The sequence below is a fragment of the Acidovorax sp. genome, assembly GCF_046314175.1.
Taxonomy (GTDB): Bacteria; Pseudomonadota; Gammaproteobacteria; order Burkholderiales; family Burkholderiaceae_C; genus Acidovorax.
Genome location: NZ_JBKBXG010000064.1, coordinates 15,707 through 29,522 on the forward strand (window position 1 = coordinate 15,707; position 13,816 = coordinate 29,522).

Below are 13,816 nucleotides of genomic sequence, written 5' to 3' on the forward strand. Positions count from 1 at the left end.
TGAATCCACGAGCATGGCACGCGCGCGTTACACGGCCGCGTCAGGCAAACACGCCGGCGGTGTCCTGCATGCGGGCAGACACTTCACCCAGGTGGTGCAGCGTGTCGCCAAAGGTCATTTCCAGTTGCGTGAGCTTCTTGAAGTAGTGGCTCACGATGTATTCGTCCGTCACACCGATGCCGCCATGCAACTGCACGGCCTGCTGGCCCACAAAACGCATGGACTGGCCCAGTTGCACCTTGGCGCGGGCCATGGCGGCGCGGCGTTCGGCGGCGGGGGCGCCCAGCTTGAGGCTGGCGTAGTAGCTCATCGAGCGGGCCAGCTCCAGCTGCATCTTCATGTCGGCAACCCGGTGGCGTAGCGCCTGGAAGCTGGCAATGAACACGCCAAACTGCTTGCGCTGGTTCATGTATTCCACCGTGATGGCCACGGTCTTGTCCATCACGCCCACGGCTTCGGCGCAAGTAGCTGCAATGCCGGTGTCCACGGCCAGCTCCAGCGCGGCCAGGCCGTCGGTGGTGATGAGCGTGGCGGGGGCGTTGGTGAACTTCAGCTCGGCGGCGCGGCTGCCGTCTTGCGTGACGTAGCCCTGCGTGGTCACGCCGCTGGCGGTGCGCTCGACCAGGAAGAGGGCGATTTGGCCGTCCAGCTGCGCAGGTACGATGAACGCATCGGCCTTGTCACCGGCAGCCACTACGCTTTTGATAGCTGTTACCGTATGACCCGATTGCGCTGAGGCCGCTTTTGCCTCGCAAATGTCCAGGCGGTACCGCGCCTTGCGCTCCTGCTGGGCCAGCACCACCAGGGCTTCGCCGCTGGCCACGCGGGGCAGCCAGGCCGATTGCACGTCGGCCGGTGCGCAGTGCGACAGCACGCTGCTGGCCATGAACGCCTGGGCAATGGGCTCCAGCACCATGCCACGGCCCAGTTCCTCGGCCACCACCATGGCATCGATGGCGCCCTGGCCCATGCCATCGTGGGCTTCGGGCACGGTGAGGGCCGTCAGGCCCAGCTCGGCCAACTCGTTCCAGGCGGCGCGGTCAAAACCTCCGGCGGCCACGGCGGTGCGGCGCCGTTCAAAGGTGTAGCCCTTGTCCACCCACTTGCGCACGGCATCGCGCAGTTGTTCCTGGTCGTCAGAAAAATCGAAATCCATGTGTCTCTCCTTGTGCTGGTTGTGGCGCCGTGGCGCCCTCAACAACCAGCGTAGCTCTATCGGGAACCCCCTCCCGGAGGGGGCGCGGGGGAGCAGTCCTGTCGCGCAAGGCGCGGACCATACTGGGCGTCAGCCCAGAACGGTCTGCGCGACGATGTTGCGTTGCACTTCGTTGCTGCCGCCGTAGATGGTGGTCTTGCGCAGGTTGAAGTAGGTGGACGCCAGCGGCGCGTTGGCAGTGACGCCGCCCGGGAAGTCGCCTTGCCAGCCAGCCTCCATGGCCTCTTCGATGAAAGGCATGGCAAAGGGGCCAGCGGCCAGCATCATCAGCTCGGCATAACGCTGCTGGATTTCGCTGCCCTTGATCTTGAGCAGGCCGGCAATGTCGAGCGAGTTTTTGCCGGTTTTCTCGGCCGACAACACGCGCAGCACCATCATTTCGAGTGCCACGATGTCCACTTCCAGCAAGGCGATCTGGTCACGGAAACGTTGGTCGTCCCACACGCCTTCGGTCTTGGCGATGCGTTTGAGGCGCTCCAGCTCGCGCTTGCTGCGATTCACGTCAGCGATGTTGGTGCGCTCGTGGCTCAGCAGGTGTTTGGCGTAGGTCCAGCCCTTGTTCTCTTCGCCGATCAGGTTCTCGGCGGGCACTTCGACGTTGTCGAAGAAAACCTCATTCACTTCGCACTCGCCGTCCAGCAGCTTGATGGGGCGCACGGTGACGCCCTTTGACTTCATGTCCAGCAGCAAGAAGGAGATGCCGGTCTGGGGCTTGCCCTCGGTGCTGGTGCGCACCAGGTTGAACATCCAGTCGCCATGCTGTCCCAGGGTGGTCCAGGTCTTTTGGCCGTTGACGATGTATTTGTCGCCCACGCGCTCGGCGCGGGTCTTGACGCTGGCCAGGTCAGAACCCGATCCGGGTTCGCTGTAGCCCTGGCTCCACCAGACTTCGCCGCTGGCGATGCCAGGCAAGAAGCGCTTTTGCTGTTCGGCATTGCCAAACGCCATGATCACCGGGGCCACCATCACCGGGCCGAACGGCACGATGCGCGGTGCACCGGCCAGGGCGCATTCTTCTTCAAACAGGTGCTTTTGCACGGCCGTCCAGCCGGGGCCGCCAAACTCTGTGGGCCAGCCAAAACCCAGCCAGCCTTTTTTGCCCAGGATCTTGGCCCAGCCCTGCATGTCTGCACGGGTCAGGCGCAGGGCGTTGTGCACCTTGTGCGAAATTTCCTTGGGGAGGTTGGCGTGAACCCATGCGCGAACTTCTTCGCGAAAGGCCTGCTCTTCGGGGGTGAATGCGAGATCCATGCGGTGCGTCTCCTAATGTTGTCGCATTTGTAGCACGGTCGTTCGTTTTATTCCTGTCCGGGTGGCGACATTGGACTGAAGTCAGGGGAAATGCCCAGCTCGGTGCACAGCCGCTGCACGGTATTTCGGAGGGTGGCCACTTCGGTCTCCAGGGCGTCCACGCGGGCCTGCAGGGCAGGTGATGGGGCCGCTGCCGTGCTCCCGGTCGCCGCATGGATGGCGGTGGTGTCTACCGGCCCACACATCAAATGCGCCCAGCGCTGCTCGCGTGCGCCCGGTGCGCGGGGCAGCTGCACCACCAGCGGGCCGCCTTTTTCGGCGCTGCGTTCCTGCAGTTCGTCCAGAAAGCCCTCGACCGATGAGATATCGGCAAACCGGTACCAACGTTCCGAGTTGATGCGCAGCTCGCCCGCCGTCTGCGGCCCGCGCAGCATCAAGAGCCCCAGCAGCACGGCCGATTGCTCCGGCACACCCACGCCGCGCTGGAAGTTGTGCTCCCAGCGTGTGGTGCGGTTGCCGCTGCTCTCAAACGCCAGGGTCAGCAGCTTGAGAGAATCCAGCGCCTCCTGGGCCTCGGCGTCGCTCAGGTTCATCACCGGGTCGCGGCTGGTCTTTTGGTTGCAGCCGGTCAGCAGGCCGTTGAGCGACATGGGGTAGCTGTCGGGCACGGTGCGGGCTTTTTCCATCAACGTAGCGAGCACGCGGGCTTCGTGGGGGGTGAGGGGGCGGGTGGCGGGATCAAAAGGCATGGCTGGGATAATCCGGGGCAAATATGAAGAACAACGTCAAGAACATCGTCATTCTGATCTCTGGCGGCGGCTCCAACATGGCCACCATCGTGCGTACCGCACAACAGGAGCGCTGGGAGCAGGGCTACGGCGCCCGCGTGGCGGCCGTCATCAGCAATAAGCCAGACGCCGCCGGGTTGGTGTTTGCACGCGAGCAGGGCATTGCCGCCGAGGCGCTGGACCACAAGGCCTTCGCGAGCCGCGAGGCGTTTGACACCGAACTGGCCGCGACCATCGACCGCCACCAGCCCGCCCTGGTGGTGCTGGCCGGGTTCATGCGCATTCTGACGCCTGGGTTTGTGGCGCATTACGCCGGGCGGCTCATCAATATTCACCCCTCGTTGCTACCCGCTTTTACGGGGCTGCACACCCACCAGCGAGCCATTGATGCAGGCTGCAAGTTCGCCGGCGTGACGGTGCACCAGGTCACGGCCGAGCTGGATGTGGGCCCCATCCTGGACCAAGCGGTGGTGCCAGTGCTGCCGGGTGACACCGCAGAGACATTAGCTGCGCGCGTACTGACCCAGGAGCACGTGATCTATCCGCGCGCGGTGCGGACGCTGATCCAGGCGCTTTGATCGGTCACTGCATGCGGCAGTATTTTGCTATCTAATATGTAGCTATTAGCGCTTTATGGATAAGCGCTAGAGTCCGTTTTCATTGATTTTTTCGTCAGTGACATCACCACACCGCTCAAAACGGGGGCGCGTCTGTCCGTCCACGTTGACGTCTTCGAGAAACATGGCGGCGGGTCGTACCCACAAGCCCCGCCGGCCATACAGCGCGCGGTACAGCGTCATGGGCTCCAGCGTCTCGCTGTGGCGTACGGTGTCGATCACCTCGTAGAGCATTCCCTTGTAGTGGCGGTACAGGCCGGGCGGTGTGCAAATGAGTGCGGGCAGGTCGTCGTCGGTCATGGTGGCGGGTGTGGCGTGTGAGTGGTTACGATGGCGGTTGATAAAAACAGTCAATCAAGAGCGAGGGAAGCCCGTGGATCAGGCAGATTTTGTGCACCTGGTGCGCATGAGCGAGCATGCCAGTGCCGACAACAGCCGTGCGTATCGCCGCAGCGTGGCCGCGTTTGCGGCGCTGGGTTATGCCTGGGTGCTGGGTTGCCTGGGTCTCGCTGCGGGTATTTTGCTGTGGGTGGTTCCGCAGATATTGCAGGGTAAGTTTCGCTTCGCCATGGTGTGGCTGCTGCTCGGGGCTGCAGGCTTGCTGTGGGTCAGCCTGCGGGCGCTGTGGGTGCGGTTCGACGCTCCGGAGGGCGTAGAGATCACGGCGCTGGAGGCGCCCGAGCTTTTTGAGGCACTGGAGCGCATCCGCCGCAAGATCAAGGGCCCTCCGATCCACAAGGTCACGCTGAACGACGAGTTCAATGCCAGCATCCAGCAGCTTCCCAAGTACGGCCTGTTGGGTGGCGCCGTTAACCACCTGAGCATTGGCCTGCCTTTGCTGATGGCGTTGGACAGGCCGCGTTTTCTGGCCGTGCTGGCGCATGAATATGGTCACCTGCGCGGTGACCACGGCCGGTTTGCCGCCTGGATCTACCGCACACGCCTGTCGTGGATGCGGCTGAACCACAGCCTGACCGACGACGAGGGCCCGGTGGCGGCTGCCACGCAGGCATTCATGCGCTGGTACTTTCCGCGCTTTTCGGCCAAGACCTTTGCGCTGGCGCGCCAAGATGAGTACGAGGCCGACCGCATCGCGGGCAAGCTGCTGGGCCGCGATGTGACCGCCGCCGCACTGGCCGAGATCGAAATCCGGGGTGCATCGCTTCAGGCCGAGTTTTGGGGCAACCACTGGTGCGTCGCCGCGGGAAATCCGCTGCCGGTGGGGCCCTATCGCAGCATGCGCCGTTATCTGGCGCAGGCCCCGGATGCCTCATTTGCCAACGACGCGCTGCGCCAGGCGCTCAAGCGACTGAGCAGCGTGGAGGACACCCACCCCGGCCTGCGCGATCGCATCGAAGCGCTGGATGCCACCCCCACGTTGCCTGACTGGTCCCGTGGCAATGCCTTGGCCTTGTTGGGCGACGAGGCCAAACGGTGGGTGAAGCACTTTGACAAACAATGGTGCCGCGACAACGCCACACATTGGAAGCAGCACCACGCATGGCTGGGCCGCGTGCGCGCACGTGCCGAAGCTTTGGACGCCTCGACGGCCCAAGCCAGTGCGGCCGATCTGGTGGAACTGGCGCGGCTCAAGCGCCATCTCGACCCCCGAGTGAACGTGCGTGCGCTGTACGAGTTGGCGCTGGAGCGCAGCCCCGATTACGCCCCCGCACTGTGTGGGCTGGTGCCGTCTCTGGCCGAGGACGACCGCGAAGGCAAGTTGCTGCTGCTGCACCGGGTGTGGGAGGCGGGCAGCAACGACCGCTACTGGGCCGCGCGCACCGCACTGGCCGAGCTGGAAACCCCGCGCATGGGCATGGACCACGACGCGGCCGCCTTCAAGCAGTGGCGCAAGCGGCTGGAGCGCGCGCAGGAGTCTGAAGAGCGCGCCTGGGAAGAGCTGTCAGGCAGTTCGTTCTTCAGCCAGATCACGCGGCACGACCTGAGCCCTTTTGAGTTGGCCGAACTGCAATCGGAACTTGCCCGCTGTGCGCCTCTTGCCCGTTGCTGGCTGGTGCGCAAAAACCTGCGCGAACATCCGCAGCGCCGGGCGTACCTGATATTTGTGGATCTGCCAGGGATGGATGATGAAAGCCGCTACCACCTGTGCCGCTCCCTGGAGCGCAATCTGAGCCTTTCCGGCCCCGCGCTGGCGCTGTGGGCGGGCGAATCGCCCACGCTCAAGGAAATCCAGCGCTATGCGTTCGATCCGATCTATACCCGTTGATTGCCAACTTTTGCTCGTCCCTTTCGCGTCTGCACGGTGAGTTGCACACGATGGTGGAGACTGGCGCGGGCCCAGTCCAGTGCCTCCGTGGAACTGGCTTCGCCAGGCCACCGGTGGCGTCCCCCTTCGGGGGATGATGCGAAGCGGCTCAGGGGGTGGACAATACGGGGATGCATCCCAAAGTTCTTCTCGACGCCTGCGCTGAATTGGTCAGGCTCACCCTTACGTTTGAACACCCTGCCGACGCGGTGGTGTCCCGATTTTTCCGCGACAACCGGGGCCTGGGGCCCCGCGAGCGAGCCACGCTGGCCGAAACGGTCTACACCGTGCTGCGCAAAAAGCTGTTGTTTGACCACATGGCGCCCTCGGGCTCGGGCCCCAAGGAACGCCGTCTTGCCATCTTGGGCTTTTATGGCCCGCGTGATTTCCTCAAGGGTGCGCTGACGGATCAGGAAAAGAACTGGCTGGACCAGTGCGATGCCGTCACGGTCGACGACCTGATGGAGCGCCACCGCCACAACCTGCCCGAATGGTTGGTCAAGCCCCTGAAGGACCAGCTGGGTGAAGGCTTCTGGCCGCTGGTGGAAAGCCTGGCCCAGAGCGCACCGCTTGATTTGCGCGTCAACGCGCTCAAGGACAAGCGCGCCGATGTGCAGAAGGAGCTGGCCAAAGCCGGCATCAAAGCCAGCCCCACCCCGTATTCGCCCTGGGGTCTGCGCATTGACGACAAGCCTGCGCTGACCAAACTGGATGCGTTCACGCGTGGCGCGATTGAGGTGCAAGACGAAGGATCTCAGCTGCTGGCGTTGCTGCTCGATGCCAAGCGCGGCGAGATGGTGGTGGATTTTTGCGCCGGTGCAGGCGGCAAGACGCTGGCCATTGGCGCCACCATGCGCAGCACGGGGCGCCTGTATGCGTTTGATGTGTCGGCACACCGCCTGGACGCCCTGAAACCCCGCTTGGCCCGCAGTGGCCTGTCGAACGTGCACCCCGCGGCCATTGCCCATGAGCGCGATGACCGCGTCAAGCGCCTGGCCGGCAAGATCGACCGTGTGCTGGTGGACGCGCCATGTTCGGGGCTGGGGACGCTCCGCCGTAATCCGGACCTCAAATGGCGCCAGTCGCCCAAGGCGGTGGAAGAGCTGGTCGCCAAGCAGACCGCGATCCTGGATAGCGCTGCGCGCTTGCTCAAGCCGGGCGGCCGCCTAGTGTATGCCACGTGCAGCATCCTGCCGCAGGAAAACGAGGCGATTGCAGAGGCTTTCAGCGCAGCCCATCCCGACTTTGAACTGCTCGATGCGGGAGAGGTGCTGGACCAGCTCAAGGTCCACGGCGCCCAAAGCCTGTGCAGCGGCGGCGAATCGGGCACTGTTTATCTGCGTCTTTGGCCCCATGTTCACCAGACGGATGGTTTTTTTGCCGCGGTCTGGTCCAAAAAGGGCTGAGTTGGTGGTTTAAAGCGGCTAAACCAGCGTAAATACTGTGGATACCCCTGCAGCCCCTGGCGGGGTGCCCACTCTAGAATAAAACATCTGCTCTTCTTGTGAAGCAGCGTTTTTGTGTAGTTAGGCTTGTCGAATATGTTGTTACCCGATTGGGCTGTGTTGAACGCCACCATTGACTGGCTAGGCCATGGGTTGTGGAACCTGGCTTGGTGGCAGGTGATTTTGTACACCCTGGCGACCACCCACATCACCATTGCAGCGGTCACGATTTTTCTGCACCGCGCGCAGGCGCACCGCTCGCTGGATTTGCACGCCATCCCCTCGCATTTCTTCCGCTTCTGGCTGTGGTTGGGCACGGGCATGGTCACCAAGGAATGGGTGGCCATCCACCGCAAACATCACGCCAAGTGCGAAACCGTGGATGACCCCCACAGCCCGCAGACCCGGGGCCTGGACACTGTGATGTGGCGCGGCGCAGAGTTGTACCGTGCCGAGTCCAAGAACCTTGAAACGATCAAGAAGTTCGGCCACGGCACGCCTGATGACTGGATGGAGCGCAATGTCTACACCCGCTATGGCTGGCAGGGCGTGGGCCTGATGCTGATCCTGAATCTCGCTCTGTTTGGCGCCTTGGGTGCCGCCGTGTGGGCGGTGCAGATGCTCTGGATTCCCTTTTGGGCTGCGGGCGTGGTCAATGGGGTGGGGCACTACTGGGGCTACCGCAACTTCGAGGCGCAGGACGCCAGCACCAATTTGTCGCCGTGGGGCATCATCATTGGTGGTGAAGAGCTGCACAACAACCACCACACGTATCCCACGGCTGCCAAGTTCTCTGTGAAGCCGTACGAGTTCGACATCGGCTGGGCTTACATCAGCTTGATGAAGAAAATCGGGTGGGCCACCGTCAAGAAGGTGCCACCTAAACTGCAATTGGGCGATGTGAAGCCTGTAGCAGATGAAAAGACACTGGAGGCGCTGATTGCTAACCGTTACGAAGTGATGGCGGGCTATGCGCGGGGTGTTCGCCAGGCGTGCAAGGAAGAAATCGCCGCATTGCAGGCGCGCCAAGCCGATGTCTCGGTACTCAAGGCCGCCAAGCGCTGGTTGCACCGTGACGCTGAAAAGGTGCCCGCTTTGGCCCTGCCGCAATTGGCGCAGGCCCGTGCAGCATATCCGGTGCTCGACAAGATGGTGACCATGCGCGAGGAACTGCGCCAGCTGTGGCTCAACACCTCGCAATCGCGAGAACAGCTCACGGCTGATCTGCAGGCATGGTGCCGCCGCGCCGAAGACAGTGGCATTGCTACGCTGCGCGACTTCTCGATCAGCCTGCGCGCCGCAAGGGCCTGAAGCGCCGGTTCGTCCAGACTTGTTTGTATCCAGTAAAAGCCGCTGCAGGCCATGGGCCTGCAGCGGCTTTTTTTTACGCCCCAGCGGGGATCGCAAGTATCTGGCGAGGTCTGGTTCCATCAGCGAAGTTGCGGGGTGCGTTTCCGAGGGCAACGCGATGAACGGCTGTCCCACCCGGAGCTGGGCCAATAAAAAAAGCCGCCAGGCTGAGGCCGGGCGGCTTTTTTGAGGAGAGACCCTGAATTACTTCAGTTTCATTTCCTTGTATTCCACATGCTTGCGAGCTTTTGGATCAAATTTCATGATCAGCATTTTCTCGGGCATGGTCTTCTTGTTCTTGGTCGTAGTGTAGAAGTGACCGGTACCCGCAGTGGATTCCAGCTTGATCTTGTCGCGTCCGCCTTTGCTTGCCATGGTGCTTCTCCTTAAGCCTGACCACGTGCGCGCAGATCTGCGAGCACCGAGTCGATACCGTTCTTGTCGATCAAACGCAGGGCAGCGCTCGAAACACGCAGGCGCACCCAGCGGTTTTCGGTCTCGACCCAGAAAAGGCGGGATTTCAGGTTCGGCAGGAACCGGCGCTTGGTTTTGTTGTTGGCGTGGGAAACATTGTTCCCAGTCATGGGCTTCTTGCCCGTTACTTCGCAGACGCGTGCCATGAGGACACTCCGATACTTTTAACGGCCGTTCGCTGGGCCCTGGGCTTGTTTGCCCAGGTTGGCTTGCGGCCTCACCTCGCCAGAAAGGGTGGCGGTAACCCGATTGATTTGCCTGTTTCGAAAGGACCGCAAAAACGGGCCGAATTCAGCAAAGCCGCAGATTATAGCCTGCAGCCCAATTTTTGATCAAGACTCTTGTTCCAGGAAGCGCTGCGCGTCCAGCGCTGCCATGCATCCGGTGCCTGCGCTGGTGATGGCCTGGCGGTACACATGGTCCTGCACGTCACCTGCAGCAAACACGCCCGGCACGCTGGTCTGGGTGGCAAAACCCTTGAGCCCGCCCTGCGTGATGATGTAGCCGTTTTCCATCTCCAGCTGGCCCTGGAAGATCTCGGTGTTGGGCGCGTGGCCAATGGCGATGAAGCATCCTTGCAGCTTGATGTCTTCGGTGCTGCCGTCCTTGGTGCTCTTGATGCGGATGCCGGTCACGCCGGTGTTGTCGCCGAGCACTTCATCCAGCGTGTTGAACAGCTTGAGTTCGATCTTGCCGGCTGCGACCTTGTCGTTGAGCTTGTCCACCAGGATGGGCTCGGCCTTGAACTTGTCGCGGCGGTGTACCAGCGTGACCTTGCGGGCGATGTTAGACAGGTACAGGGCCTCTTCCACCGCCGTATTGCCGCCGCCGACCACGCACACATCCTGCTCACGGTAGAAGAATCCATCGCAGGTGGCGCAGCCGGACACGCCCTTGCCCATGAACGCCTCTTCCGACGGCAGACCCAGATACTTGGCCGATGCACCGGTGGCCAGAATTAGCGCGTCGCAGGTGTAGGTGCCGCTGTCGCCTGTGAGTGTGAAGGGGCGCTTGCTGAAATCGACCTTGTTGATGTGGTCGAAGATGATCTGTGTCTTGAAGCGCTCGGCGTGCTCCAGAAAACGCTGCATCAGGTCCGGGCCCTGCACACCATGCACGTCGGCAGGCCAGTTGTCCACTTCGGTGGTGGTCATCAGCTGGCCGCCCTGGGCCATGCCGGTGATAAGCACCGGGTTCAGGTTGGCCCGGGCGGCATAGACAGCCGCCGTGTAGCCCGCAGGGCCCGAGCCAAGAATCAGAACTTTCGCGTGTTGGGTGGTGGACATGATAAAAGCCTGTGTTTTGCGCCCGCTACATGCGGCGCTGTTGGGGAAACTGGGGGTTGAACTGGCGAGTATCAACCGTGCACCGCTCCCGCGAGCGGCCTCATTTTCAATCACGGCGATTGTAAGAACCCATTGATACCCCTTGCACAACCCGTGCGGCTCCGGTCGGGTCGCTCCTAGAGGAGGAGTTTTCATGTCGACGATGTTGTCCAACCTGGATCTGCTGCGCCGGGTGCCCCTGTTCTCGCTTCTCACGGTTGCCCAGGCCGAAGTGATCAGTGGGGCCGTGATCAAGCAGCGCTTCAAGCGTGGCCAGGCGCTGGTGGAGCAGGGGCAAAAGTCCAACGCTCTGTTCATACTGCTCACGGGCCGCGCAAGGGTGATGACGTCGGACAGCCGGGGGCGCGAGGTGATCCTGGCCAACCTGGCTCCAGGCGACTATCTGGGCGAGATGAGCATCATCGACAACGAACCGCATTCGGCAACGGTGCGTGCCGAGGTGCAGACCGATGTGCTGATGCTCGGGCGCGCGGAGTTTGCCCGCTGCCTCACAGAAAACGCGTCCATGTCGCTGGTGGTAATGCGGGGGCTGGTCAAGCGCCTGCGCCACGCCGACCGCAAAATCGAGTCGCTGGCACTGCTGGACGTCTATGGCCGCGTCGCCCACGCGCTGCTGGACTTCGCCATTCCAGACGCCCAGGGTCAGCTCGTCATCAAGGAAAAAATATCCCGCCAGGACCTGGCCAAGATGGTGGGCGCCTCCCGCGAAATGGTCAGCCGGGTGATGAAAGACCTGGAGGAGCGCGGTTTCATCGAAGCCCTGCCCAATGGCGCAACGGTGCTCAAGGACCGGTTGAGCGCTTTGGGTTAGTCGCGCTTCAGCCTGAGCGCCATACCCCGCAAAGCTTGCGGTAAGCTCCGCCGGCACGCTTATGACCTATTCCCTCAATACCCTGAACGCATCTGCTGCGGCCAAGTCGCCGCCCCGCACGGGCGCTGCCCGGTTTGGCCATGAAATCGGCCTGATCGTGGGCTTGCTGGCCCTGGTTTTCTGGTTGCTGGCGCTGGTCAGCTACTCCGCTCAGGATGCGGCCTGGTCCACCTCGGGGGCCAGTGATTCCCGCATGGTGGCGAACTGGGCGGGGCGGTTTGGTGCCTGGCTGGCCGATGGCAGCTACTTTGCGCTGGGTTTCTCCGTGTGGTGGTGCGTGGCTGCCGGGGCGCGCGCCTGGGTGTCGTCGCTGGCGCGCTGGATGCGGGGTGGGGAGACCCTGGCGGGTGCTGCAAGCCCGATGGCGCGCCGGTCCGTCTTCTGGCTCGGTCTTGTGGTGTTGATGTGTTCCAGCACCGCGCTGGAATGGTCGCGCATGTACCGGTTTGAATCATTTTTGCCGGGGCATGCGGGCGGTGTGCTGGGCTACGTGATGGGGCCCGCCAGCGTCAAATGGCTGGGCTTTACGGGTTCCGGGTTGTTGGCCATTGTGCTGACGGTGCTGGGCGCGGCGCTGGTCTTTCGCTTTTCGTGGGGCCATGTGGCTGAGTTTCTGGGCGGTCGCATCGATACGCTCGTGCGATCCCGTCTGGCCCAGCGCGAGGTGGCCAAGGACGTGGCCGTGGGCCGCAAGGCCGCCCGCGAGCGCGAAGTGGTGGTGCTCGAAGAACGCACCGAGAGCGAAGTGCACCACCCCCAGCCCATCCAGATCATCGAGCCTGTGCTGGTGGACGTGCCGCAGAGCACCCGCGTGGTGAAGGAGCGCCAGAAGCCGTTGTTCACCGAGATGCCCGACAGCAAGCTCCCGCTGGTGGATCTGCTCGATGGCCCCCTGCAGCGCCAGGAAACCGTGGCCCCCGAGACGCTGGAGATGACCAGCCGCCTCATCGAAAAAAAGCTCAAGGACTTTGGCGTGGAAGTGCGCGTCGTGGCCGCCATGCCCGGCCCGGTGATCACGCGCTACGAAATCGAGCCTGCCACCGGCGTGAAGGGCTCGCAGATCGTGGGCCTGGCCAAGGACCTGGCGCGCTCGCTCAGCCTGGTGTCGATCCGCGTTGTGGAGACCATCCCCGGCAAGAACTTCATGGCGCTGGAGCTGCCCAACGCCAAGCGCCAGTCGATTCGCCTGTCCGAAATCCTAGGTTCGCAGGTGTATCACGAGGCCAAGAGCATGCTCACCATGGGCCTGGGCAAGGACATCGTGGGCAACCCGGTGGTGGCCGATCTGGCGAAGATGCCGCACGTGCTGGTGGCCGGTACCACCGGCTCGGGCAAGTCGGTGGGGATCAATGCCATGATCCTTTCGCTGCTGTACAAGGCCGAGGCGCGCGATGTGCGCCTCCTGATGATCGACCCCAAGATGCTGGAAATGTCGGTCTACGAGGGCATTCCGCACCTGCTGGCGCCCGTGGTCACCGACATGAAGCAGGCGGCGCACGGCCTGAACTGGTGCGTGGCCGAGATGGAGCGGCGCTACAAGCTCATGTCCAAGCTGGGCGTGCGCAACCTCGCGGGCTACAACGTCAAGATCGATGAAGCCAAGGCGCGCGAGGAGTTCATCTACAACCCCTTCAGCCTGACGCCCGAAGAGCCCGAGCCGCTGCAGCGTCTGCCGCACATCGTGGTCATCATCGACGAGCTGGCCGACCTGATGATGGTGGTGGGCAAGAAGATCGAAGAGCTGATCGCCCGCCTGGCGCAAAAGGCGCGTGCGGCGGGCATCCACCTGATCCTGGCCACGCAGCGCCCCAGCGTCGATGTGATCACCGGCCTGATCAAGGCCAACATTCCCACCCGCATTGCGTTCTCGGTGGGTTCCAAGATCGATAGCCGCACCATCCTCGACCAGATGGGCGCCGAGGCCCTGCTGGGCATGGGCGACATGCTCTACATGGCCAGCGGCACGGGCCTGCCAATACGGGTGCACGGCGCCTTTGTGTCGGACGAAGAAGTACACCGTGTCGTCAGTTACCTCAAGCAACAAGGGGAGCCGGACTACATAGAGGGCGTGCTCGAAGGCGGAACTGTGGATGGCGACGGTGATCTGTCAGGGGAGGGCGGCGGCGACGGGGGTGAGAAGGACCCCATGTACGACCAGGCCGTCGAAGTGGTGCTCAAGGACCGCAAGGCCA

The 13,816-nt window shown here is 62.9% G+C and carries 13 protein-coding genes; 6 read left to right on the plus strand and 7 right to left on the minus strand.

The genetic code is table 11. The features are described from left to right. Positions 1-40: 40 nt before the first annotated feature. The 3 genes from ACK4OE_RS17630 to ACK4OE_RS17640 form a co-directional block, all read right to left on the minus strand. Positions 41-1,156, minus strand: coding sequence for an acyl-CoA dehydrogenase family protein (locus ACK4OE_RS17630; RefSeq protein WP_409886548.1), 1,116 nt, complete (start codon positions 1,154-1,156; stop codon positions 41-43). 129 nt (positions 1,157-1,285) lie between these two features. Continuing rightward, a complete protein-coding gene (locus ACK4OE_RS17635; RefSeq protein WP_409886550.1) occupies positions 1,286-2,467 on the minus strand; it encodes an acyl-CoA dehydrogenase family protein in 1,182 nt (393 codons plus the stop codon). 47 nt (positions 2,468-2,514) lie between these two features. Beyond that, positions 2,515-3,216, minus strand: a complete 702-nt coding sequence (locus ACK4OE_RS17640; protein WP_409886552.1) for a YceH family protein — start codon at positions 3,214-3,216, stop codon at positions 2,515-2,517. Positions 3,217-3,239: 23 nt separating this feature from the next. Here ACK4OE_RS17640 and purN point away from each other — a divergent pair, with 23 nt between their 5' ends. Next, positions 3,240-3,833 carry a phosphoribosylglycinamide formyltransferase gene (gene purN / locus ACK4OE_RS17645; protein ID WP_409886554.1) on the plus strand — a complete coding sequence of 198 codons (594 nt, stop codon included), beginning with the start codon at positions 3,240-3,242 and terminating at the stop codon, positions 3,831-3,833. Between the two features lie 66 nt (positions 3,834-3,899). Here purN and ACK4OE_RS17650 read toward each other — a convergent pair whose 3' ends face one another. After that, the gene (locus tag ACK4OE_RS17650; protein WP_409886557.1) at positions 3,900-4,172 is read right to left on the minus strand and encodes a DUF1653 domain-containing protein; all 273 of its coding nucleotides are present in this window, start codon (positions 4,170-4,172) and stop codon (positions 3,900-3,902) included. Between the two features lie 73 nt (positions 4,173-4,245). On the opposite strand from ACK4OE_RS17650, the gene ACK4OE_RS17655 reads away from it, so the two are divergent. The 3 genes from ACK4OE_RS17655 (at position 4,246) to ACK4OE_RS17665 (ending at position 8,894) form a co-directional block, all read left to right on the plus strand. Continuing rightward, a complete protein-coding gene (locus tag ACK4OE_RS17655; protein WP_409886559.1) occupies positions 4,246-6,099 on the plus strand; it encodes a M48 family metalloprotease in 1,854 nt (617 codons plus the stop codon). Between the two features lie 170 nt (positions 6,100-6,269). Continuing rightward, on the plus strand, positions 6,270-7,544 hold the full coding sequence (locus ACK4OE_RS17660; protein ID WP_409886561.1) for an RsmB/NOP family class I SAM-dependent RNA methyltransferase: 1,275 nt from the start codon (positions 6,270-6,272) through the stop codon (positions 7,542-7,544). Positions 7,545-7,679: 135 nt separating this feature from the next. Next, complete coding sequence (locus tag ACK4OE_RS17665; RefSeq protein WP_409886563.1) at positions 7,680-8,894, plus strand: fatty acid desaturase; 1,215 nt, start codon at positions 7,680-7,682, stop codon at positions 8,892-8,894. Between the two features lie 243 nt (positions 8,895-9,137). Here the strand turns inward: ACK4OE_RS17665 and rpmG are convergent, their stop codons facing one another. The 3 genes from rpmG to trxB form a co-directional block, all read right to left on the minus strand. Next, a complete protein-coding gene (gene rpmG, locus ACK4OE_RS17670; RefSeq protein WP_008904999.1) occupies positions 9,138-9,308 on the minus strand; it encodes a 50S ribosomal protein L33 in 171 nt (56 codons plus the stop codon). A gap of 11 nt (positions 9,309-9,319) precedes the next feature. Beyond that, positions 9,320-9,553 (minus strand): 50S ribosomal protein L28, encoded by a 234-nt coding sequence (gene rpmB, locus ACK4OE_RS17675; RefSeq protein WP_409886564.1) that lies wholly within the window; start codon positions 9,551-9,553, stop codon positions 9,320-9,322. 186 nt (positions 9,554-9,739) lie between these two features. Continuing rightward, positions 9,740-10,693: a thioredoxin-disulfide reductase gene (gene trxB / locus ACK4OE_RS17680; RefSeq protein WP_409886566.1), complete on the minus strand. Its 954-nt coding sequence runs from the start codon at positions 10,691-10,693 to the stop codon at positions 9,740-9,742. A gap of 193 nt (positions 10,694-10,886) precedes the next feature. On the opposite strand from trxB, the gene ACK4OE_RS17685 reads away from it, so the two are divergent. Together ACK4OE_RS17685 and ACK4OE_RS17690 are read left to right on the plus strand one after the other, a co-directional pair. After that, positions 10,887-11,564, plus strand: a complete 678-nt coding sequence (locus ACK4OE_RS17685) for a Crp/Fnr family transcriptional regulator (RefSeq protein ID WP_409886568.1) — start codon at positions 10,887-10,889, stop codon at positions 11,562-11,564. Between the two features lie 61 nt (positions 11,565-11,625). Continuing rightward, positions 11,626-13,816 (plus strand): DNA translocase FtsK (locus ACK4OE_RS17690; RefSeq protein WP_409886569.1); only part of this gene is annotated, 2,191 nt, incomplete at its 3' end.